Raw genomic sequence first — 23420 nt, forward strand, 5'->3', positions numbered from 1 at the left:
CGAACGAAGAGGAATGCGCTGCCATTCAACGGGTCACACCGATATGATGCTGCATTGAAGCAATTGCGGAGAAGATGACGATGGATGGATTGGACGGAAACATTTCGATTGCGGGCCTTTCCGTCCTGCTGCAGGCGGGTAACCTCCATCCGGTGCAACTGGCAAAAACGACGCTGGAAAGAATAGCCGGCTATCAGGATCAGGCGATTTTTACCGCTTTGCTGGGGGAGCGGGCGCTGGCGGAGGCCAAGGCTTCAGGCGAGCGCATCCGCTCGGGCCGGTCCCGCGGTCTTCTCGATGGCATTCCGGTCGCGTGGAAGGATCTGTTCGACACGAAGGGAGCGGTGACGACGGCCGGTTCCGCCGTGCTGACCGACAGCGCTCCGGCAGAGGCTGACGCCGCCGTCGTCAAGGCGCTTGCCGAGGCCGGCATGGTCAGTGTCGGACGCACCAATTTGAGCGAATTTGCCTTTTCCGGTCTCGGCATCAATCCGCACTACGGCACGCCCCACAACGCGGCCTCCCGCGACCTGCCGCGCATTCCGGGTGGCTCCTCGGCCGGTTCCGGGGTGGCGGTGGCGGCGGGTCTGGTGCCTGTTGCGATCGGCACGGATACGGGCGGTTCCATCCGTATTCCAGCAGCCCTTAACGGCATCGTCGGCTACAAGGCAACGCGCGGCCGCTATTCGATGCAGGGCGTCTATCCTCTGGCCAAGAGCCTCGATTCGCTTGGGCCGCTCTGCCGCACGGTGCAGGACGCAGTATGGGTGGACGCGGCGATGCGCGGCCGCGCGGCGCCGGAAGTCGGCCGCACCGACGTCAGCGATCTGAAGCTGGTCATTCCGGAAACCGTCGTTTTCGATGATGCCGAACCCGGTGTGGTCACCGCATTCGAAGCGGCGATTTCCCGTCTTGAAAAGGCGGGAGCGCGGATCATACGGCGCGCCTTCCCGATCTTTGCCGAGATCTTTGCGCTGATGGCGCGTCATGGTGCCCTGGTGACGGCCGAAGCCTATGCCCTTCACAAGGAGCGCCTGCAGGGCGCCGATGCCGAACGGATGGACCAGCGCGTGGTCGCTCGCACCCGGCTGGGTGAAAGGATCAGCATGACGGACTACGTCGCGATCCTCGACGCCCGCCAAAGGTTGATCGCGGCCCTGGCCGACAATCTCGAAGCCGGCGGACTGATGGCGCATCCGAGCCTGCCGCATGTGGCACAGCCGATCGCGCCGCTGCTTGCCGATGACGACCTGTTTTTCAGGGTCAACGGCAAAACGCTTCGCAACACCTCGATCGGCAATTTTCTCGATGGCTGCGGCGTCTCCATTCCCTGCGGCACGGGCGATGCCGGCATGCCGGTCGGTTTCCTCCTCTCTGGCCAAAGGAATGAGGATGGGCGCCTGTTGTCGGCGGCGCTTTCGGCCGAAGCTGTCATCCGCGGTGACGCATGATCGTCTGCTTCGACATCGGCGGCTCGGCTATCAAAGGTGCAGTTGCACATTCGGCGGAACGAATAGAACCGCTCGGCCGCCGGGCAACCCCGCTTGATGATTTCGACGCGTTTGCCGCGACGATCCGCGATGTCATCGGTGAGGCGGGCGGCAAGCCCGACCGCATCGCCATATCGATCACCGGCGTCGTCGACCCGGAAACCAAGGCGATCAAGTGCGCCAATATTCCCTGCATCGACGGCGGCACGCTTTCTGCCGACCTGTCCGATATCCTTCGCCTGCCCGTGCTCGTCGCCAATGATGCCGATTGTTTCGCGCTGGCGGAGGCCGGTGCCGGTGCCGGACGCGGCCACCGGATCGTGCTCGGCGTCATTCTCGGCACTGGAGTCGGCGGCGGACTTGTGGTGGATGGCAGGCTGATCAATGAGGATGGCGGTTTCGCCGGCGAATGGGGTCACGGCCCGGCGGTCGCCTCGATGGCCGGCACGCCGCCGATTGCCATTCCCGCCTTCGATTGCGGCTGCGGCCAGCGCGGCTGTGTCGATACCATCGGCGGCGCCCGCGGCATCGAGCGCCTGCACCGAACCCTGCATGGCAAGGCGCTGAGCAGCGAAGAGATAACGACGCTCTGGCAGCAGGGCGATGCCGAGTCTGCCCGGACCATCGATGTGCTGGTCGATCTCGTGAGTTCGCCGCTGGCGCTGACGGTCAACATTACCGGCGCGACGATCGTTCCGGTTGGCGGCGGCCTTTCAAACGTGGCTCCGCTCATTGCCCGGATCGACACGACCGTGCGCTCGCGCATCCTGCGGAAATTCGATCGGCCCCTGGTCGTGCCGGGTGAATGTCGCATCGAGCCGGGTCTGATTGGTGCCGCAATCCTCGGCCTCGGCGGAGAAGCACAATGACGAACATTCTTCTGGAAGTCTGCGTCGAGGATGCGGCAGGCCTCACGGCAGCTGTCGAAGGTGGCGCCGATCGCATCGAACTGTGCTCGGCGCTGTCGGTCGGTGGCCTCACGCCCTCGCCGGGTTTGATAAGCATGGCCGCCAAACTTGATATTCCGGTCTACGCAATGATCCGGCCGCGTCCCGGCGATTTCGTCTTCCATGCCGATGATATCAGCGTCATGTGCGCGGAGATCGATACAGTGCGCGCCGCAGGTCTTGCCGGCGTTGTCCTGGGGGTAAGCGGTCGACATGGTGGTTTGGATGTGGCCACATTGCGGCTGTTGGTCGAGCATGCTGCCGGGCTGGGCCTGACGCTGCACCGGGCCTTCGATCTGGTGCCGGACTTTGCCGAGGCGGTGGAAATCGCGGTCGACCTCGGCTTCGAGCGGATCCTCACCTCGGGCGGAGCGAAAAGGGCGTTGGAGGGTGTCGACGCCCTGGCATCGATCATCACGGCAGCCGATGGGCGCATATCCATTATGCCGGGGTCGGGCGTGACCTTGGATACGATCGACGCACTGCTGGCACGGCTTGCAGTTGGTGAGGTTCATTCGTCATGCTCGATCGATCAGCCGGCTCATGATCCGCGGCTGGTATCGCTCGGCTTTGTCGCGCCGAGCGCCAAGCGGACGGATGCACATGTCGTGCGCAAGCTGAAGGCGCGGCTGACCGCCACGCCCTGACGAACCGCCCGACTTATGCCTGGAAAACGCGTTTGCCGCCAATCCAGGTCGAGACCATGTCCAGCCCCTCCGTCAGCACAACGAAGTCGGCGTCGAGGCCGGGCACCAGCCGGCCCTTGCGGGCGGCAATGCCCACGGCATCAGCGGGATAGGCAGATGCCATGCGGATCGCCTCGTCGAGCGTCAGGTTCAGCTTTTCATGGGCAAAGCGCACCGACGACAGCATATCGATATCCGCGCCGGCGAGCGTCCCGTCGGCCAGCGTCAGGCGCCCATCCTTGCGAAAGATCTCCCGGCCGTTGAGCAGGAAACTGGTCTGGTCGGAGCCGATCGTCGACATGGCGTCGGTGACGATGAAAATCCGCCCCGGCCCGGTCTTGGCGCGCAGCGCCACACCCATCGACACCGGATCGACATGAAAACCATCGGCAATGATCCCGGCATAGAGGCTGCCGGTGTCAAGGGCGCCGCCGACGACGCCGGGCTCGCGGTGGCCGAGCGGACTCATGGCGTTGAACAGATGGGTGACGGTGCGCGCGCCGGCGGCGGCGTAGTCCACCACGGTCCTATAGCCCGCGTCCGTATGGCCAAGGCTGACGATGATGCCGGCTTCCGCCAGCGCCTTCACCTGGGCCGCCGTTGTATTTTCCGGCGCCACGGTCACCATCATCGCGTCGAATACGCCGGCGCAGGCGAGCATGGCATCGAGATCCCCCTGCTCCATCGGACGGATCAGCGCCGGATCATGGGCGCCTTTGCGGGCAACGGAAAGATGCGGTCCCTCCAGATGAAGCCCGAGGAAACCGGGCACACCTTCAGCCTTCGCCTGCCGTCCGCCTTCGATCGTGCGTGCGCGAACCTCGAACGTATCGGTGATCAGCGTCGGCAAAAGCGCAGTCGTGCCGAATTGCGCGTGGGCGGCGCAGATGGTGCGGATGGCATCGACGTCCTGGCGATCGTTCAGCATCACGCCGCCACCGCCATTGACCTGCAGGTCGATGAATCCGGGGACCAGCAGTTGCCCCTGGGCAGCGGTCGTTTCCGTGCCGGCAGGCAGGTCGTTCTCCGGCAAAATACCGGTGACGGTTCCGCCGTCCAGCAGCAGGGACTGACCGTCGTGCCACAGAAGGCCGTCGAAAATCCGGGCGCCGGTGATTGCTGTCTGTGCGGTCATCGTGTCTCCGTTACCTTCTTGAGGGCGACGGGCGCGTCAGGGTTAAGGCCGCGCGATCGCGACCAGGATTCGACGAAGCCGTAGAATGGGAGGATCAGCGTCAGCGCGTCGGTGATCGGATGGCCGGTCTCGACGAAGGGCAGCATCTTCGCGGCCTTGGCGTTGGAGGACGTGACGAAGGCAAGCGCGCCCTTGCCGCTGAGACCATCGAGAATGTCGGTGACCGAGCCTTCCGCGGCGTCGCGCGCGGCAAGGCCGATGACCGGAAAACGCTTCCCCACCAGCGCCACCGGCCCGTGCAGCACTTCCGCCGCCGAGTAGGCTTCGGCATGCATGCCGGAGGTTTCCTTGAATTTCAGCGCGGCCTCGCTGGCAATGGCAAGGGCCGGCCCGCGGCCGAGCACGAACAGCGATTCCGCGTCGCCCAATTCATCGGCCAGTAGCTGCCAGTCAAGCTTCACGGCCTTGGCAAATTGTGCCGGCAGATCGGCGACAGCGCGCTGCAGGGCCTTGTCGCCGGTCCAGTCGCCGAGGATGGCAAGCCCGGCGACAATCGAGTTGACGTAGGATTTGGTCGCGGCCACGGCGATTTCCGGGCCGGCGAGGATATCGAGTGGATGAGTGCTGGCTTGCGAAATCGGCGAAGGCATGGTGTTGGTAAGCGCAATGGTCACCGCGCCCGCCTTGGTGGCGGCGTCAGCCATGGCGACGATGTCCGGGCTCTTGCCGGATTGCGAAATCGCAATCGAAGCGGCGCCGGAGAGCTGCATCTTCGCGCCGTAGATCGATGCGAGCGAGGGCCCAAGCGACGCAACGGGGCGGCCGGTCGAAAGCTCGATCGCATATTTCAGAAACAGGGCGGCATGGTCGGACGAGCCGCGGGCAATGGTGACGAGGAAGGCCGGATCCTTGTCGCGCAGCGCCGCGCCGGCCTGTTTGATCGCGTCTCCGGACTGGTCGAGAAGGCGGGCCGCCGCTTCGGGAATCTCGTCGATTTCGCGCCGCATGTTGGTCTGCATGGTCATGTCTTTCTTCTTTGGCCGTTCTTACGATTCCGGCAGGGTCAGTTCCGCCACGAAGTCGTAGGCGTCGCCCCGGTAGAGCGAGCGGGTGAATTCCACGACGCGGCCGGAGGCGAGATAGGAAATACGCTCGATCGACAGGCTCGCCGATCCCACCGGCACGCCGAGCATTGCCGCGTCCGGATCCTTCAGGCTGCAGGCGGAAATCCGCTGCACCGCGCGCACCGGCCGCGACTTGGTCTTGTCGAGTTCGGCATAGAGCGATGCACCGATCCGGACAGGGTCGGGCAGGAATTCGGCGGAAATGCTCGCCCGCTCGATGGCGAGCGGCATGTCGTCGGCAATACGCAGGCGACCGAGGCGCGCCACGAGCGAATCGGCGGCAAGGCCGAGCACCATCATTTCATCGGGCGACGGGTGAAACAGCCCGCGCTCGATCCACTGCGCCGTTGTCGTGAGCCCGCGCCGCGCCATGTCCTCGGTAAAGGAGGTCAGCCGTGAGAGCGACTGCTGCACGCGGTTCACCGGCTTGACCACGAAGGTCCCCGAGCCATGCCGGCGCACCAAGAGCCCGTCCTTGACCAGATCGTCGACCGCCTTGCGCACCGTCACCCGGCTGATATTGGCGTAGTCGGCCAGATCGCGTTCGGGCGGCAGTGCATCGCCGTGATTGAGCTTGCCCGACAGGATCGCCTCTTCAAGCGATTGCCGCAGTTTCAGGTACAGCGGGCCGGAGCCTCCGCCCTGCAGGCCGTCCAGCGGCAGTATGGCTTCGAGATGCTGGGTCATGCCTTTTCCCTCGCATCAGCCGAAAAACGCTTGGCGGCGAGCGCCACCGAACCGGTCAGCGCGTCGGCTTCCGGCTCCACGAACAGGGGCTGGTGCCGCTCTGCCAGCCAGGGGCGATAGAGTGGTGCCAGCCCGCCGAGCAGGCAAAGCCTGCGGCTGCCGCGCGCCACGACTACGTCGAGCGCCTCGTCAATGGTTTGCGCCGATGCCCGCAGCAGCGTGACCGCCACCGGGTCGTTGTGTTCCGCGAACGCGAAGACCTTCGGCGCGAAGCGGCCGAATTCACCGGGCCGTGCAACGCGCGCGAACTCCACCACGTCGCGCGGATCAGCGTTGAATTCCGCCATCACGGCATCGGTCAGCGGCGAGGAAGGGTGGATATGGTCGAAAGCCAGCACGCTTTCCTGCAGAAGGACATGCCCCAGACGCGCGCCGCTGCCGAGATCACCGATCTGAAAACCCCATCCGCCGATATAGCGGATGTCGCTTCCCTGCCGGGCGATATAGATCGAGCCGGTGCCGAGGATGGCGACGGCACCGTCGTTGTCGCCGAGCGCGCCCTGGAGCGCGATCAGCCCGTCGGATTCGATATCGGCCTTCGCAAACGGCAGGCGCTCCTTCACATAGTGCACGGCGTCGCCGACATTGCTGCCGGCAAGCCCCAGCAGCGCCGAGGCTGAGCCGATCTCCGAGGGTGCGATATTCGCCTCCTCGAACGCGGCCGTGGCTGCGCCGACAATATGGATCAGGGCATTGTCGGGATCGGTCAGAATATTGGCGGCACCGCTCTTGCCGCGCCCGAGGATGCGCCCTTTGGCGTCCGCTACGGCCGCGCGGCAACTCGTGCCCCCGCCATCGATTCCCAGAATGTAGTGTGGCATGGATACCTCCGAGAAGAAGGATACCAAAAAAATACCATTAACCAAGAGGGATTTGGTCTTTAATTGGAATTATCATTTAAGTCGCTGAAATAACGATGTAATTTTAAGCGTCGAAAATTTTCTTCGCTCAAACGTTAATTTTCCCTAGACAATTGGTATTTTTTTGGCATTAATTTGTGAAGAGGGAGATTGAGCGCATGCCGTCAGTGAAGACCGAAGAGCGTCATGACAAATCGGAGGGATTGGATGTGATGCATCCGGCCCTGGCGCTTCGCCTGCTTGCGTCCGGCCAGCAGGCCGCGGCCAGGGCGGTCGATGCCGCAATCGAGCCGCTTGCCATGGCTGCGCAGATCGCCGCCGACGTGCTCGCCGGCGGTGGCCGCCTTGCCTATGCCGGCGCCGGCAGTTCGGGTCTGATGGCCATGACCGATGCGCTGGAATTGCCCGGGACTTATGGAATTGCCCACGACAAGGTCGTTGTCCTGCTGGCCGGCGGTGCTGCAAGCCTGACCGATCTCGCCGGCGGTTACGAAGACGACATGGATCTGGCGCGCAAGGATGTGCGCGATGCCGGCATTGGCAACGGCGATTGCCTGATTGCCGTGTCCGCCAGCGGTTCGACGCCCTATGCGCTGGCTGCGGCCGATGAAGCGCGGCAGCGCGGGGCGCGTGTCATCGCCATGGCGAACAATCCGGGCGCGGTGCTCTTTGACGGTGCCGACGTGGCCGTCCTGTTGCAGACGCCGCCCGAGGTGATTTCCGGATCGACCCGCATGGGGGCGGCGACGGCCCAGAAGATCGCCTTCAACATGTTTTCGACCCTTGTCGGTATCCATCTCGGCCATGTCTACGATGGACACATGGTCAATCTGAAGGCCGACAACGCCAAGCTGCGCGGTCGCGCCGTTCGTATCGTCTCCGATATCGCTGGTATCGGCGCGACGGAAGCGGGTCGCTATCTCACCGCGTCATCGGGCTCGGTAAAGATCGCCATCCTTCTTGCTGCTGGGGCAAGGGATGTGGCGGCGGCAGAGACCGCACTGGCCGAAGCCGGTCAAAACTTGCGCCGCGCTTTGTCAAGCGTCGCGCCACATTGATTTCAAGGGTTCCAAAACCGCGCCATGCCGGCGCATATAAAAGGGAGAACGTAATGACCCGCACGACTTTGAAAGGCCTGCTGCTTGCATCCAGCATCCTCGGCTCCGCCGGGCTGGCGCATGCAGAAGACGTCACTCTGACGATCGAAAGCTGGCGCAACGACGACCTGACCATCTGGCAGGAAAAGCTGATCCCGGCCTTCGAAGCGAAGAACCCCGGTATCAAGGTGAAGTTCGCGCCGACGGCGCCGACAGAATACAACGCCGCGCTGAACGCCAAGCTCGACGCCGGCTCCGCTGGTGACCTCGTCACCTGCCGTCCGTTCGACGTCTCGCTCGAACTCTACAACAAGAAGCACCTCGCCGACCTCACGGGTCTTGCCGGCATGGAGAATTTCTCTCCGGTCGCCAAATCCGCCTGGACGACGGACGACGGTTCGGCGACCTTCTGCGTCCCGATGGCATCGGTTATTCACGGCTTCATCTACAACAAGGATGCCTTCGACAAGCTCGGTATCGCCATTCCGACGACGGAGGCCGAATTCTTCGCCGCGCTCGACAAGATCAAGGCCGATGGCACCTATGTCCCGCTGGCCATGGGCACGAAGGATCTCTGGGAAGCCGCAACCATGGGCTATCAGAACATCGGCCCGACCTATTGGAAGGGTGAGGAAGGCCGCGCCGCTCTCATCAAGGGCGAGCAGAAGCTGACCGACGAGCCGTGGGTCGAGCCCTACCGCGTTCTTGCCAAGTGGAAGGACTATCTCGGCGACGGCTTCGAAGCCCAGACCTATCCGGACAGCCAGAACCTGTTCACGCTCGGCCGCGCCGCCATCTATCCGGCCGGCTCATGGGAAATCGGCCTGTTCAACACCCAGGCCCAGTTCAAGATGGGCGCCTTCCCGCCGCCTGTTAAGGCCGCTGGCGATACCTGCTATATCTCCGACCACACCGACATCGGCGTGGGCCTGAATGCCAAGAGCGCGCATCCGGAAGAAGCCAAGAAGTTCCTGAGCTGGGTTGCCTCGCCGGAATTCGCCGACATCTACGCCAACGCGCTGCCGGGCTTCTTCAGCCTGAATTCGACACCGGTGAAGATGGCCGATCCGCTCGCCCAGGAGTTCGTGTCCTGGCGCGAAAAGTGCAAGCCGACCATCCGCTCGACCTACCAGATCCTGGCGCGCGGCACCCCGAGCCTCGAAAACGAGACGTGGGTTGAATCGGCCAACGTCATCAACGGCACCGATACGCCGGAAGTTGCCGCCGAGAAACTGCAGAAGGGTCTCGACAGCTGGTATAAGCCGGCGAAGTAAGCTTGGGTGGTGGGGGGGATTTGAATGGGGATGTCTCTTGTGAAAAGCCCCTCGCCCTAGCCCTCTCCCCGCTTGCGGGGAGAGGGGACTACGGAGGTCGCCGCATCCTCCTTCTCCCCGTTTGCGGGGAGAAGGTGCCCGACAGGGCGGATGAGGGGCGGCTCTTGCGCCGGACGATCACTCGCAAAAATGCGAAGCTTCCGCGGAAAACATGTAATCTGAAATCACATCCCACCGGCGTTCCGCTGGTTCAGGCATGCGCGGTGGGGACCGGCGGCGCAGCGCCTTGCCGCATATCGCGGCAATCGACGAAAAACGGGTCGGAGCGGCAGAGCCATGAGCAGCGCCACAATGTCTGAGGACAGCATCCAAACACTGGCACGGCCGAAGCGCTGGCATATTCTGGTTTTCCTGCTGCCGGCCTTTATCATCTATTCGGCCGTGATGATCCTGCCGCTGGTGGAGACGCTGCGCCTGTCGCTGTTCAACACTGTCGACGGCCAGTCGACCTTCGTCGGCTTGGCCAATTTCCAGGTGCTGTTCGGCGAGGAGCGCTGGGCGGCGGATTTCTGGCGGGCACTGAAGAACAATTTCATCTTCTTTGCCATCCACATGCTGGTTCAGAACCCGGTCGGCATCGCGCTTGCCGCCATGCTGTCGATCCCGAAGCTCAGGCTCGCAACCTTCTATCGCACCGCGATTTTCCTGCCGACGCTGTTGTCCTTCGTCATCGTCGGCTTCATCTGGAAGCTGATCCTGTCGCCGATCTGGGGCATCACGCCGTTCTTCATGGATCTCGTCGGGCTGAAATCCTTCTTCGCGCCCTGGCTCGGCAAACCTGGCTCGGCGCTGATCGCGGTATCGCTCATCTCCGTCTGGCAGAATATCGGCATCCCGATGATGCTGATCTATGCGGCGCTGCTCAACATCCCGGACGAGGTGATCGAGGCGGCAGAATGCGACGGCGTCACCGGCTGGAGCCAGTTCTGGAAGATCAAGCTGCCGCTGGTGCTGCCGGCGATCGGCATGGTGTCGATCCTCACATTCGTCGGCAACTTCAATGCCTTCGACCTGATCTATACCGTGCAGGGGGCGCTTGCCGGGCCGGACGGATCGACCGACATTCTCGGCACGCTGCTCTACCGCACGTTCTTCGGCTTCCAGCTGCAGCTCGGCGACCGCTCGATGGGCGCCACCATCGCCACGGTGATGTTCCTGATCATCCTTGCCGGCGTGTCGCTTTATCTCTTCGGCATCCAGCGGCGCGTCCGCCGCTACCAGTTCTAAGGGAGAAGACCAATGTCAAAAGCACGCGTATCGCCCCTGCGTTCCGGCTTCGTGCATCTGGCGCTCGCCGGCTACACCGTCATCGCCCTGTTCCCGGTGTTGCTGACGATCCTGAATTCGTTCAAGGACCGCAACGCCATTTTCCGCACGCCGCTTGCGCCGCCGACGGCGAACACCTTCAGTCTAGTCGGTTACGAGACGGTGCTGAAGCAGGGTGATTTCGTCGGCTATTTCCAGAACAGCCTGATCGTCACCGTCGTCTCGATCTTCTTCGTGCTGCTGTTCGGTGCGATGGCTGCTTTCGCGCTGTCTGAATATCGCTTCAAGGGCAATACGATGATGGGGCTTTATCTCGCCATCGGCATCATGATCCCGATCCGTCTCGGCACGGTTGCGATCCTGCAGGGCATGGTCGCCGCCGGTCTGGTGAACACGCTGACGGCGCTGATCCTGGTTTATACTGCGCAAGGTCTGCCGCTTGCCATCTTCATCCTGTCGGAGTTCATGCGCACGGTTTCGGACGATCTGAAGAATGCCGGGCGCATCGACGGCCTGTCGGAATATGCGATCTTCTTCCGCCTGGTGCTGCCGCTCGTCAAGCCGGCCATGGCAACGGTCGCGGTCTTCACGATGATCCCGATCTGGAACGATCTCTGGTTCCCGCTGATCCTCGCTCCCGGCGAAACCACCAAGACGGTGACACTCGGCTCACAGGTCTTCATCGGCCAGTTCGTCACCAACTGGAACGCGGTGCTATCCGCCCTGTCGCTGGCGATCTTCCCGGTTCTCGTCCTCTACGTCATCTTCTCGCGGCAGCTGATCCGCGGCATCACCGCAGGAGCAGTGAAGTGAGCGCCAAGCCCATCCGCGTCCTCGTCGCCGGCCTCGGCAATATGGGCCGCAGCCACGCGCTCGCCTATCACAACAATCCGGGCTTCGAGATCGTTGGCCTGGTCAACCGCTCGAAGGTCGATCTGGTGCCTGAACTCCAGGGCTACACGATCCATCCGAGCTTCGAGGCGGCGCTGAAGGAGCTGAAGCCCGATCTCTGCTCGATCTGCACCTATTCCGACAGTCACGCGGACTATGCTGTGATGGCGTTCGAGGCCGGCTGTGACGTCTTTGTTGAAAAGCCGCTTGCAACGACCGTCGCCGACGCTGAGCGGGTGGTGGCAGCGGCGAAGGCGGCCGGCAGGAAACTCATCGTCGGCTATATTCTGCGCCATCACCCCTCCTGGGTGCGGCTGATCGCCGAAGCTAGGCTGCTCGGCGGTCCCTATGTCTTCCGCATGAACCTCAACCAGCAATCGAGCGGGCCGACCTGGGCGACCCACAAGGCGTTGATGCAGACGACCCCGCCGATCGTCGATTGCGGCGTCCATTACGTCGATGTCATGTGCCAGATCACCGACGCGAGGGCCGTCGAGGTGCGCGGCATGGGCCTCCGGCTCTCCAATGAGATCGCGGCTGACATGTACAATTACGGCCACCTGCAGGTGATCTACGAGGATGGCTCGGTCGGCTGGTACGAGGCGGGATGGGGACCGATGATCTCGGAAACCGCCTTCTTCGTGAAGGACGTGATGTCGCCGAACGGTTCGGTCTCGATCGTCATGGACCCGAACGCCAAGTCCGACGACATCGACACGCATACCAAGACAGCGGTCATTCGAGTCCACAAGGCCGAGACCGGGTCGGACGGAAAATTTCTCCACAAGGACGAAGACCTGACGATGGACGGAGAACCCGGGCACCAGGAACTCTGCGATCTGGAACAGGCCTATGTGCTGAAAGCCATAACCGAAAACATCAATCTGGAACGACACATGGATGATGCCGTCCAGTCGCTGCGCATCTGCCTTGCGGCCGATGAAAGCGTGCGCACCGGCCGTCCGGTCAAGCTGTAACGAAGCATGTTCGTTCCGGTGCCAGGCAGCGGAACGAAACCATATGCGACAAACAAGAGGCACCTCACGTGGGATCTTTGAATCTGAAATCAATCCGCAAGGCGTTCGGTACCCATGAGGTGCTGAAGGGCATCGATCTTGAGGTGAAGGACGGCGAGTTCGTCATTTTCGTCGGCCCGTCCGGCTGCGGCAAGTCCACGCTGCTGCGGGTGATCGCCGGTCTCGAGGATGCGACCTCCGGCAGCGTCCAGATCGACGGAAAGGAAGTCATCACCACGCCACCTGCCAAACGCGGCATCGCCATGGTGTTCCAGTCCTACGCGCTTTATCCGCACCTGACGGTGAAGGATAATATGGGCCTTGGCCTGAAACAGATGGGCGCCCCGAGGGCCGAGGTCGACGCCAAGGTTGGCAAGGCCTCCTCGATGCTGTCGCTGGACCCCTATCTCGCCCGCCGTCCGGCCGAACTGTCCGGCGGCCAGCGCCAGCGCGTCGCCATCGGCCGCGCCATCGTGCGCGAACCGAAGCTCTTCCTGTTCGACGAGCCGCTGTCGAACCTCGATGCGGCGCTGCGCGTCAATACGCGCCTCGAAATCGCCAGGCTTCACCGCAGCCTCAAGGCGACGATGATCTATGTGACGCACGACCAGGTCGAAGCCATGACGCTCGCCGACAAGATCGTCGTGCTCAATGCCGGCCAGATCGAGCAGATCGGTTCGCCGATGGAGCTCTACAACAAGCCGGCAAATGTCTTCGTTGCCGGTTTCATCGGATCGCCGCAGATGAACTTCATCGAGGCGGGCAGGCTCGGCGACAGCCAGGCGAAAACCATCGGCATCCGGCCCGAACATATCACCCTGTCGCGCGATGGCGGCGACTGGAAAGGCAAGGTCATCCATGTCGAGCACCTTGGCGCCGATACCATCCTCTATCTGGAGACCGAGGTTACCGGCTTACTGACGGTGCGGCTGTTCGGCGAGCACCGCTACGACGTCGATGACGTCGTCTACGCAACGCCGGACAAGGCGCTCATGCATCGTTTTGGCGCTGACGATCGCGTTCAACGCTGATCTTCGAATAACCATTTTTATCGAGCGGTGGCGAAGTCCATCGCTCGATCACGTTTATTTGTGCGCCGCATCATCGGCTTGCGCTCCCTCTGATTTTAACATACATGTTTGTTTGTATAGCTTGATATGGCCGCCTCGATACGTGTTCGGTGGGCCGTATCTCACTGATATTTTTTAATCTTCCGGCCGCTACCGCTTCCTTACACGAGAAGCTGGTTCGCGCCGGACTTTTGCATGGAACCGACGATGCGGATGAATCGATTGCTCTCGACAGCGGCTGTGGCAGGACTTGCTTTGCTTGCCGGATGCCAGAAACAGGACGAGCAGGCTGCTCCGGCGTTTCCTCCCTCCCAGGTCGCGGTCGTGACGACGAAGACCGAAGAACTGCCGATCACCAACGAGCTTCCGGGCCGAATCGCTGCAACCCGGATCGCCGAGGTCCGTCCGCGCATCAGCGGCATTATCGTCGATCGCGTGTTCCAGCAGGGCTCGATGGTCAAGGAAGGCGAGGTACTCTACAAGATCGACCCGGCCCCCTTCCAGGTCCAGGTCGACAGCGCCGAGGCGACACTGGCACGCGCCAAGGCCGTGCAGCTTCAGGCCAGGCAGGCCGCCGACCGGCAGACCCAGCTGCGCAAATCCGGAGCGGCGGCGCTGCAGCAGTACGACGATGCGATCGCGCAACTGGCGCAGGCCGATGCTGACGTCGCAGTTGCCGAAGCCGGTCTTGCGACCGCCAAGCTGAATCTCCAATATGCAAGCGTCACCGCGCCGATCAGCGGCCGGATCGGCCGCGCCTTGATCACCGAAGGTGCGCTGGTCAGCGCCAACGGCACGGAAAACCTGGCAACGATCCAGCAGCTGGATCCCGTCTATGCCGACTTCACCCAGCCGGCGACCGATCTGATCCGCCTGCGCAAGGCCCTGCAGGACGGCCAGCTGATGACGGCGAAAAATGAAGCGGCGGTAAAGCTGATCCTCGATGACGGCACGCTCTACGAGCAGGAGGGCAAGCTGCTCTTCTCGGAGGCCGCCGTCGATGAAACGACCGGGCAGGTGACGCTGCGTGGCGAATTTCCCAACCCTCACAGCGATCTGCTGCCGGGCATGTATGTCCGCGTACAGATCCAGCAGGGTGTCGAGAAGAACGCGATCGCCATCCCGCAACAGGCTGTCCAGCGCAGCAATAGCGGCCAGTCGCAGGTCTATGTCGTGAACGCCGAGAACAAGGTGGAGTTCCGCAGCATCACGCTGGGGCGCACCGTCGGCAATCGCTGGATGGTGACGGAAGGCCTGAAGGCTGGCGAAAAGGTGATTGTCGAGGGCTTCCAGAAGATCGGCCCCGGAGCGGTGGTCGTTCCGGCCGAATGGGACCCGAACGGCAAGCCTGCCGGTGAGGCGGGAGCGGCTCAGTCCGCACAGGCGGACGGCGCAAAGCCCGCCACCGAGCAGAAGTGAGGGCGGGACTATGCCAAGCTTCTTCATAGACAGGCCCATTTTTGCCTGGGTGGTTGCGATCTTCATCATGGTGGCCGGCGCCATCGCCATCCCGCAGCTTCCCATCTCGCAATATCCGGATGTGGCGCCGCCGCAGATCTCGATCACCGCCACCTATCCCGGCGCCTCGTCGCAGGACACGTACCAGAGCGTTACGCGTCTCATCGAGGATGAGTTGAACGGCGTCGACGGGCTTCTTTATTTCGAGTCCACCTCCAGCGCTCAAGGATCGAGCGAAATCAACGTCACTTTCGAGCCGGGCACGGATCCGGCGCAGGCTGCGGTCGATGTGCAGAACCGTGTCCGCCGCGTCGAAGCGCGGCTGCCCGACAGCGTCAAGCAACAGGGCGTGCAGGTGGATGAAGCCGGCTCCGGCTTCCTTCTGATCATTGCTCTGACCTCCACCGACGGCTCGATGGATGCCATCGGCCTTGGCGACTACCTGAACCGCAACGTTCTGAGCGAAGTCCAGCGCGTGCCCGGCGTTGGCCGCGCCCAGCTGTTTGCCACCCAGCGCTCGATGCGTGTCTGGCTCGATCCCGACAGGATGCTCGGCCTCAACCTGACGGCGGCAGACGTGACGACGGCGATCGGCGCACAGAATGCGCAGGTCGCGGCCGGTTCGATCGGTGCGCAGCCGAACCCGATCACCCAGCAGATCGCAGCGCCCGTCATCATCAAGGGCCAGTTGTCGTCGCCGGAGGAGTTCGGCGCCATCGTTCTTCGCGCCAATCCGGATGGATCGGCGGTGCGGCTGCGCGACGTGGCGCGGCTCGAGGTCGGCGGCGAAAGCTATTCCTTCACCACCCGCCTGAACGGCAGGCCTTCTGCTGCCATCGGCGTACAGCTCTCGCCGACCGGCAATGCCATGGAAACGTCGGCCGCGATCAAGGCGCGCATGGACGAGCTTTCGGCCTATTTCCCGCAAGGGCTGGAATACTCGATCCCCTACGATACCTCGCCCTTCGTCAAGGTGTCGATCGAGAAGGTGCTGCACACCCTGCTTGAAGCGGTCGGCCTCGTCTTTCTGGTGATGTTCCTGTTCCTGCAGAATATCCGCTATACGATCATCCCGACGATCGTCGTTCCTGTCGCCCTGCTCGGCACCTGTGCCGTGATGTATTTCATGGGCTTCTCGATCAACGTGCTCACCATGTTCGGCATGGTGCTGGCGATCGGTATTCTCGTCGACGATGCAATCATCGTCGTTGAAAATGTCGAGCGCATCATGTCGGAAGAAGGGCTGACGCCGCGCGAAGCGACCCGCAAGGCGATGAAGCAGATCACCGGTGCCGTTATCGGCATCACGCTGGTTCTGGCTTCGGTGTTCATCCCGATGGCTTTCTTCCCGGGCGCTGTCGGTGTCATCTATCGTCAGTTCTCGCTGACGATGGTGGTGTCGATCCTGTTTTCGGCGCTGCTCGCCTTGTCGCTGACGCCCGCACTCTGCGCCAGCTTCCTGAAGCAGGTGCCGAAGGGCCACCATCATGCGAAAAGCGGTTTCTTCGGCTGGTTCAACCGCCTGTTCGAGCGCACCTCGCATCGCTACAGCGGTTCCGTGTCATGGCTCACCCGCAGAACCGGTCGCTTCATGATCATCTATCTGGCGGTGCTGGCCGGGCTCGGCTATCTGTTCCTGAAATTGCCGTCCTCCTTCCTGCCGGATGAGGACCAGGGCTATGTCATCGTCATGATGCAGCTGCCGTCCGAAGCGACCGGACATCGCACTGACGAGGTGATCAAGCAAACCGAGGATATCTTCAGCAAGGAACAGGGCGTCGATCGCATCGTCGCGATCAACGGCTTCTCCTTCTTCGGCGCCGGCCAGAATGCGGCGCTTGCCTTCGTGACGCTGAAGGACTGGGCGGAGCGCGGGCCGGAAAACGCAGCGCAGGCGATCGCCGGCCGCGCCAGCATGGCGATGAGCCAGATCAAGGATGCAATCAGCTTTGCGCTGTCGCCGCCACCGATCCAGGGTCTCGGTACGACGGGTGGCTTCTCCTTCCGCCTGCAGGATCGTGGCGGTCTCGGCGAGGCAGCCCTTGCACAGGCTCGCGACCAGTTGCTTGGTCTTGCGGCGCAGAGCCCGGTCGTCGCCGGCGTGCGCTTCGAGGGCATGCCGGACGCAGCGCAGGCAAACGTGATCATCGACCGCGAAAAGGCCAACACCTTCGGCGTGACCTTCGCCGATATCAACGCGACGATCTCCACCAACCTCGGCTCGACCTATGTTAACGACTTCCCGAATGCCGGCCGCATGCAGCGCGTGACGGTGCAAGCGGACGAGAACAAGCGCATGCAGACGGCCGATCTGCTCAATCTGAATGTTCGCAATTCGAATGGCGGCATGGTGCCGATCTCCTCCTTCGCAACCGTCGAATGGGTGAAGGCGCCGACGCAGACCGTTGGCTACAATGGCTATCCGGCCGTGCGCATCAGCGGCGATACCAAGCCTGGTTATTCCTCGGGTGACGCGATTGCCGAGATGCAGAACCTCGTCAAGCAGCTCCCGGCCGGTTTCGGCTATGAATGGACCGGCCAGTCTCTGCAGGAGATCCAGTCAGGTTCGCAGGCGCCGATCCTGATCGCGCTGTCCTGCCTCCTGGTGTTTCTGTGCCTGGCCGCGCTTTATGAAAGCTGGTCGATCCCCGTCTCGGTGATCATGGTTGTGCCGCTTGGCGTCATCGGCGCGGTTCTGGCCGTCACCCTGCGCGACATGTCGAATGACGTCTACTTCAAGGTGGGCCTGATCGCGATCATCGGCCTTTCGGCGAAGAATGCGATCCTGATCATCGAGTTCGCCAAGGAACAGATGCAAGCCGGCAAATCGCTGCTGGAAGCAACGATCGAGGCATCGCATCTGCGTTTCCGGCCGATTCTGATGACCTCGCTGGCCTTCACGCTCGGCGTTCTGCCGCTGGCGATCGCCACTGGCGCAAGCTCGGGCAGCCAGCGTGCCATCGGCACCGGCGTCATGGGCGGCATGATCTCGGCGACGGTTCTGGCGGTCTTCTTCGTGCCGATCTTCTTCGTCTTCGTGATGAATATCTTCGGGCGGACGAAGGCAAAGCCGGCCGCGCAGACAGCCGAGACAGTGGCAGCACCGGGCGAATGATGATGATAAGGGCTCGCCAATGGCGAGCCCTTTTTAGGAGCGGCGATGCGCAGAACCAAGGCCGAGGCGGAAGAAACACGCAACAGCATCCTCCATGCGGCGGAGCGGGTTTTCTATGAGAAGGGCGTCTCCAATGCGACGCTTGACGATGTCGCCAAGGCGGCCGGCGTAACGCGCGGCGCCATCTATTGGCATTTCTCCAACAAGACCGATCTTTTTCTCGAACTTTACAATTCCGTGTCCTTGCCGCTGGAAGACATGATTGCGCGCGATATCGAGCAACCGGCCTCCGGTGTTCTCGCATTCATCGAAAAGCTGACGGTCGACTGGCTGGACGAACTGGCAAGCGACGAGCATCGGCAGCGTATCTTCACCATCCTCCTGCGCTGCAGCTATGGCGGGGACCTCATGCCGGTTCTCGAAAGACAGCAGGAGGTCGACGACAGGCACGTCGCTTCGCTCGAGAGCGCCTTCGCAAGGGCTGGGAACGAGGGCTATCTCAATGCAAACTGGACGCCGCACTCGGCGACCAGGGCATTGTGGTGGATGGTGGGCGGGCTCTGCACCGAGTGGCTTCTCTTCGGCCGCCGGTTCGATCTGGCGGCCGAAGGCCGGGACGGATTGAAACGATTGTTCGCCAGCTTCAGGCCGGCAACCATCGACATCACAGCTTCGGCTGATGTCCACTCTATGGCCTAGCGGAACACCACGGTCTTGTGACCGTTGAGCATCACGCGGTCTTCCAGGTGCAGCTTGACGGCGCGGGCAAGCACTCGGCTCTCGATGTCGCGGCCGGCGGCGACGAAATCCTCGGCGCTCATCGCATGTGTCACGCGCTCGGTTTCCTGCTCGATGATCGGGCCTTCATCGAGATCCGGCGTCACGTAATGGGCAGTGGCACCGATCAGCTTGACGCCGCGCTCATGGCCTGATGATAGGGCTTGGCGCCCTTGAAGCTCGGCAGGAAGGAGTGATGGATGTTGATCGCCTTGCCGTAGAGCCGCTTCGACAGGTTGTCGGAAAGGACCTGCATGTAGCGCGCGAGGATGACGAGATCAGCGCCGGTTTCCTGGACGAGCCGCAACAGCTTCTCTTCCTGCTCCGCCTTGTTTTCCTTGTTCACCGGCCAACAGTAGAAGGGAATTTTCTCCAGCTCCGCCGTCCTCTGGCTGTCATTGTGATTGGAAACGATGGCGACCACGTCGGCATTCAGCCAGCCGACACGGATTTGGTAGACCAGGTGCAGCAGTGCATGATCGAACCTGGAGACGAGGATGAGGATGCGCGCCTTGCGGCCGCCATCGGTGATGCTGACCTTCATGCCGAAGCGATCGATCGGCGCCTTCAACGCCCGCTCCAGATGTTCCCGCGAGACGCCGACCGGCACCTGGAAGGCAATCCGCATGAAGAAGCGGTTCGTCTGCGTGTCCCAGAACTGGTTGCTCTCGGCAATATTGGCGCCGGCGGCAGAAAGCTCCGTCGTCACGGCAGCTACGATGCCGGGTTTATCGTCGCAGGACAGCACGAGTATGAAAGTCTGAAACGCCATGATTTCCTCCAAATCGACGTAAGGGGCAGGAAGGATCAAGGTCAGTTCCGCCCGGAAGTACACGCCGGTATCGCCGGACAGCCACGGCGGCAACCGTTTCGCGGGGGCGGCAGTTCCGTTTCTATCATCCTGAGGGGCGGGCGGGTCGATGATCGATCTGATGGTCGAAAATGCAAGAATAGTGGCGCGAAGCTGTCAGGCCATGAGAGGATTGTCGCGCGTTTGATTTTGGCTCGCGCGCTGCGCGATCAGGCGTCCGGCGCGAAGATGCGTCGGACGCCGCGATCGTTCAGTGGGCCTCGTCCCAGTTATGCGCGGCGCGGGCATCGACCTTGAGCGGCACCTTCATGTCGAGCGCCGGCATGGCGGCGTTCTCCATCACCGAGACGATCAGCGGGATCGAGGTTTCGACATCGCCATCCTCGACCTCGAAGATCAGTTCGTCATGCACCTGCAGCAGCATGCGCACGCGCTGGGACAGCCCGGCCTTTTCCAGCGCCGGCTCCATCTTGATCATTGCCCGGCGAATGATGTCGGCGGCGGAGCCCTGGATCGGCGCGTTGATCGCGGCGCGCTCGTTGAAGGCGCGGTGCGAGGGATTGGAGGAGCGGATGTCCGGATAGTGGGCGCGGCGGCCGAAAATGGTCTCGACATAGCCGTTCTCGCGGGCGAACGCCTTGGTGCTCTCCATGTAATCGCGGATGCCGGGGAAGCGCTCGAAGTATTTCTTGATGTAATCGCCTGCTTCCGAGCGCTCGATCGACAGCTGGTTGGCAAGGCCGAAAGCCGAGATGCCGTAGATGATGCCGAAGTTGATCGCCTTGGCGCGGCGGCGGATTTCGCTCGGCATGCCCTCGACCGGTACGCCGAACATTTCCGAGGCGGTCATTGCGTGAATGTCGATGCCGTCGGAAAAAGCCTGCTTCAGCTGCGGGATTTCCGCGACATGGGCAAGCACCCGCAGCTCGATCTGGCTGTAGTCGGCCGAAACCAGTTTATGCCCGGGCGTCGAAATGAAGGCGGTGCGGATCTTGCGGCCTTCGGCGGTACGCACCGGAATGTTCTGCAGGTTGGGATCGGACGACGAGAGTCGGCCCGTGGTGGTGGCGGCCAGCGCATAGGACGTGTGGACGCGCTTGGTCTGTGGATGTACGAAGCCGGGAAGCGCATCGGTATAAGTGGATTTGAGCTTGGTCAGTTGCCGCCAGTCGACGATCTTGCGCGGCAGTTCGTGCCCCTCGGCGGCCAGGTCCTCGAGCACCGAGGCCGACGTCGACCATTGGCCGGTCTTGGTCTTCGCGCCGCCGGGCAGGCCGAGGCGGCCGAACAGGATATCGCCGAGCTGTTTCGGCGAGCCGATGTTGAAGCTCTCGCCGACAATGGCGTAGATTTCGTGTTCGAGGCCGGCCGCACCTTGCGCCAGTTCGCCCGAAAGGCGCGACAGGATCTGCCGGTCGATGGTGATGCCGCGCTCTTCCATTTGCGCCAACACCGGGACCAGCGGCCGCTCCAGTCGCTCATAGACCGTGTTGAGGTTTTTCGCTGCAAGGCGCGGCTTCAGCACCTGCCACAGCCGCAGCGTCACGTCGGCGTCTTCCGCGGCGTAGGCGGTCGCCTTGTCGATGTCCACATAGTCGAAGCCAAGCGCGGATTTGCCGCTGCCGGCGACGTCCTTGTAGGGGATCGGCTGGTGGCCGAGCCATTTTTCCGAAAGCGAATCCATGCCATGGGCACCGGCCCCGGCGTCAGCCACATACGACATCAGCATCGTATCGTCGAAGCTGGCTATGGTCATGCCGTGGCGGCGCGCCACCAGGTAGTCGTATTTGAGGTTCTGCGCCACCTTCAGGACGGACGGATCCTCGAGCAGGTCCTTCAGCCGTTCGAGGGCAAGCGCGGCCGGGATCTGATCCGGCGCCAGCTTCACGCCGTCGCTGAAAAGATCGTGGCCGCCCGTCTTGTGAAGAATCGGAACATAGGCGGCGCGGATGTCGGTGCCGGTCGGGTTCTTGCTGTTGTCGGCGATTGCCAGCGAAAAGCCGACCAGTTCGGCGTGCATGGCGTCGAGCGACGTCGTCTCGGTATCGAAGGCGACAATGCCGCTCTCGCGCGCCATGGCGATCCATGCGTCGAGCGTGGCAATATCCCGGATCGTCACATAGGCGCTGCGGTCGATCTTTGCCGCGGCAAAGGCTTCGGCGCGCGCTTGCGCAAGGGTTTGCGGTGTTGCGGCCGGCTCGGCTGCCTTGACGGCGGCAAGGGTGGTTGCGGCTTCGGCGGCGCTACCGCGCGTCGGCGATGTTGCCGACGACAGCTCGGACGGCGGCGGGGGCGGCGAGAGCTCGCCCATGTCGAGATCGGGTCCGTGGGCCGCCGCGCCCCATTCGACCGGCACGCTTGCGGCTTCCACCGCATCCGCATCCGTTTCCGTCGCAGCGGCGACGCGACGGGTCAGAGACGTGAATTCCATCGCCTTGAGGAAGGCAATGAGCTTTGGCCCGTCCTGTGTGTGAAGTTGGAAGTCCTCGAGCGGAACGTCGATAGGCGTGTCGGTTTTCAGCATGACCAACTGGCGCGACAGCCGGGCAAGCTCGGCATTGGCGAGGATGTTCTCGCGGCGCTTCTGCTGCTTGATCTCGCCGGCGCGGGCAAGCAGCGTGTCGAGGTCGCCGAATTCCTCCAGAAGCTGTGCCGCCGTCTTCGGGCCGATGCCAGGGATGCCGGGCACATTGTCGGTCGAATCACCGGTCATCGCCTGCAGGTCGATCATCTTCTCCGGCGGCACGCCCCATTTCTCGATCACGTCCGGAATCGAGATCTGCTTGTCCTTCATGCTGTCATACATCGACACATTCGGCGTAACGAGCTGCATCAGGTCCTTGTCGGACGATATGATGGTGACGCCCGCGCCTGCTGTCTCCGCCATTCGCGCATAGGTGGCGATCAGGTCATCGGCCTCGAAGCCTTCCTTCTCGATGCACGGGAGGTTGAAGGCGCGCGTCGCCTGCCGAATCAGGCCGAATTGCGGGATCAGGTCTTCGGGCGGAGCCGTGCGGTTCGCCTTGTACTGGTCGTAGAGCGCGTTGCGGAACGTTTTCGAGGAATAGTCGAAAATCACCGCGAAATGGGTCGGCGTCACGCCGACGGAGGTATCGCGGGCATCGGTCAGCAGCTTCCACAGCATGTTGCAGAAACCGGAAACGGCATTGACCGGCAGGCCATCCGACTTGCGGTTGAGTGGAGGAATGGCGTGGAACGCCCGGAAAATGAAACCGGAGCCGTCGACGAGGAAGAGATGATCACCTTTTTTCATGGCGACAAGGGATAGCGTGGGCCGCGTTGGGCGTCCATATTTCATTCCGGAACAGGAGGAATTTTATCGCGCGGGGGAAAATTGAGGGCCCTCACGGAGACGTTACCAATTTGTAATGTCGTCTCGACGCGCCTCTCCCTTGAAAAGCCACATTTCACACCACAAATCATAGGCAACGGCAAATTGAACACGCCGTCGTCTGGCACAAGGCCTGTCCCCCGCCGAAGCCAGATGTTAGGACAAAGGCCTATCCCCCCTCTCCGGGCCTTTGTCCGAATTCTGACAAGACCGCCGTGGCCCCGCCTCCGCCATGGCGGTTTTT

Annotated in this window: 17 protein-coding genes and 1 pseudogene; 12 read left to right on the forward strand and 6 right to left on the reverse strand. The window is 62.5% G+C overall.

Annotation, left to right across the window (positions count from 1 at the left end; all coding sequences use genetic code 11):
- Positions 1 to 80 precede the first annotated feature (80 nt).
- From A3AY_RS0115425 to A3AY_RS0115435, 3 genes are read left to right on the forward strand one after another with little or no spacing between them, the layout of a single operon-like run.
- The gene (locus A3AY_RS0115425; RefSeq protein WP_018326553.1) at positions 81 to 1451 is read left to right on the forward strand and encodes an amidase; all 1371 of its coding nucleotides are present in this window, start codon (positions 81 to 83) and stop codon (positions 1449 to 1451) included.
- Positions 1448 to 2359 carry an ROK family protein gene (locus A3AY_RS0115430; RefSeq protein WP_018326554.1) on the forward strand — a complete coding sequence of 304 codons (912 nt, stop codon included), beginning with the start codon at positions 1448 to 1450 and terminating at the stop codon, positions 2357 to 2359. The genes A3AY_RS0115425 and A3AY_RS0115430 overlap by 4 nt, the downstream gene beginning before the upstream one ends.
- Positions 2356 to 3084: a copper homeostasis protein CutC gene (locus tag A3AY_RS0115435; RefSeq protein ID WP_018326555.1), complete on the forward strand. Its 729-nt coding sequence runs from the start codon at positions 2356 to 2358 to the stop codon at positions 3082 to 3084. The genes A3AY_RS0115430 and A3AY_RS0115435 overlap by 4 nt, the downstream gene beginning before the upstream one ends.
- Positions 3085 to 3097: 13 nt before the next feature.
- Here the strand turns inward: A3AY_RS0115435 and nagA are convergent, their stop codons facing one another.
- The 4 genes from nagA to A3AY_RS0115455 are packed head-to-tail and all read right to left on the reverse strand — an operon-like array spanning position 3098 to position 6950.
- Positions 3098 to 4258: an N-acetylglucosamine-6-phosphate deacetylase gene (gene nagA, locus A3AY_RS0115440; protein WP_018326556.1), complete on the reverse strand. Its 1161-nt coding sequence runs from the start codon at positions 4256 to 4258 to the stop codon at positions 3098 to 3100.
- Entirely contained in the window at positions 4255 to 5277 is a 1023-nt protein-coding gene (locus A3AY_RS0115445) for an SIS domain-containing protein (protein ID WP_026203479.1), read from the reverse strand. The genes nagA and A3AY_RS0115445 overlap by 4 nt, the downstream gene beginning before the upstream one ends.
- 27 nt (positions 5278 to 5304) lie before the next feature.
- A complete protein-coding gene (locus A3AY_RS0115450) occupies positions 5305 to 6069 on the reverse strand; it encodes a GntR family transcriptional regulator (RefSeq protein WP_018326558.1) in 765 nt (254 codons plus the stop codon).
- On the reverse strand, positions 6066 to 6950 hold the full coding sequence (locus A3AY_RS0115455) for a glucosamine kinase nucleotide-binding domain-containing protein (RefSeq protein WP_018326559.1): 885 nt from the start codon (positions 6948 to 6950) through the stop codon (positions 6066 to 6068). The genes A3AY_RS0115450 and A3AY_RS0115455 overlap by 4 nt, the downstream gene beginning before the upstream one ends.
- A 197-nt stretch (positions 6951 to 7147) precedes the next feature.
- Here A3AY_RS0115455 and A3AY_RS0115460 point away from each other — a divergent pair, with 197 nt between their 5' ends.
- The 9 genes from A3AY_RS0115460 (at position 7148) to A3AY_RS0115500 (ending at position 18935) form a co-directional block, all read left to right on the forward strand.
- Positions 7148 to 8047, forward strand: a complete 900-nt coding sequence (locus A3AY_RS0115460) for an N-acetylmuramic acid 6-phosphate etherase (RefSeq protein WP_018326560.1) — start codon at positions 7148 to 7150, stop codon at positions 8045 to 8047.
- Between the two features lie 53 nt (positions 8048 to 8100).
- Positions 8101 to 9360, forward strand: coding sequence for an ABC transporter substrate-binding protein (locus A3AY_RS0115465; RefSeq protein ID WP_018326561.1), 1260 nt, complete (start codon positions 8101 to 8103; stop codon positions 9358 to 9360).
- A 336-nt stretch (positions 9361 to 9696) separates the two neighbouring features.
- Positions 9697 to 10647 (forward strand): carbohydrate ABC transporter permease, encoded by a 951-nt coding sequence (locus A3AY_RS0115470; RefSeq protein ID WP_018326562.1) that lies wholly within the window; start codon positions 9697 to 9699, stop codon positions 10645 to 10647.
- A gap of 12 nt (positions 10648 to 10659) precedes the next feature.
- On the forward strand, positions 10660 to 11499 hold the full coding sequence (locus tag A3AY_RS0115475) for a carbohydrate ABC transporter permease (protein ID WP_018326563.1): 840 nt from the start codon (positions 10660 to 10662) through the stop codon (positions 11497 to 11499).
- On the forward strand, positions 11496 to 12554 hold the full coding sequence (locus A3AY_RS0115480) for a Gfo/Idh/MocA family protein (RefSeq protein WP_018326564.1): 1059 nt from the start codon (positions 11496 to 11498) through the stop codon (positions 12552 to 12554). The genes A3AY_RS0115475 and A3AY_RS0115480 overlap by 4 nt, the downstream gene beginning before the upstream one ends.
- 68 nt (positions 12555 to 12622) lie before the next feature.
- On the forward strand, positions 12623 to 13624 hold the full coding sequence (locus A3AY_RS0115485; RefSeq protein ID WP_018326565.1) for an ABC transporter ATP-binding protein: 1002 nt from the start codon (positions 12623 to 12625) through the stop codon (positions 13622 to 13624).
- Between the two features lie 234 nt (positions 13625 to 13858).
- On the forward strand, positions 13859 to 15082 hold the full coding sequence (locus A3AY_RS0115490) for an efflux RND transporter periplasmic adaptor subunit (protein ID WP_018326566.1): 1224 nt from the start codon (positions 13859 to 13861) through the stop codon (positions 15080 to 15082).
- A gap of 10 nt (positions 15083 to 15092) precedes the next feature.
- Positions 15093 to 18236 (forward strand): efflux RND transporter permease subunit, encoded by a 3144-nt coding sequence (locus A3AY_RS0115495; RefSeq protein WP_018326567.1) that lies wholly within the window; start codon positions 15093 to 15095, stop codon positions 18234 to 18236.
- 45 nt (positions 18237 to 18281) lie between these two features.
- Positions 18282 to 18935 carry a TetR family transcriptional regulator gene (locus A3AY_RS0115500; RefSeq protein ID WP_018326568.1) on the forward strand — a complete coding sequence of 218 codons (654 nt, stop codon included), beginning with the start codon at positions 18282 to 18284 and terminating at the stop codon, positions 18933 to 18935.
- On the opposite strand, the pseudogene purU reads toward A3AY_RS0115500, so the two are convergent.
- Positions 18932 to 19785 (reverse strand): annotated as a pseudogene (gene purU / locus A3AY_RS35405) (formyltetrahydrofolate deformylase). The gene A3AY_RS0115500 and the pseudogene purU sit on opposite strands and share 4 nt — an antisense overlap.
- A gap of 289 nt (positions 19786 to 20074) precedes the next feature.
- Positions 20075 to 23098, reverse strand: a complete 3024-nt coding sequence (polA, locus tag A3AY_RS0115510; RefSeq protein WP_026203480.1) for a DNA polymerase I — start codon at positions 23096 to 23098, stop codon at positions 20075 to 20077.
- Positions 23099 to 23420: the final 322 nt, after the last annotated feature.

It is taken from the genome of Rhizobium giardinii bv. giardinii H152, from assembly GCF_000379605.1.
Classification (GTDB): domain Bacteria; phylum Pseudomonadota; class Alphaproteobacteria; order Rhizobiales; family Rhizobiaceae; genus Pararhizobium; species Pararhizobium giardinii.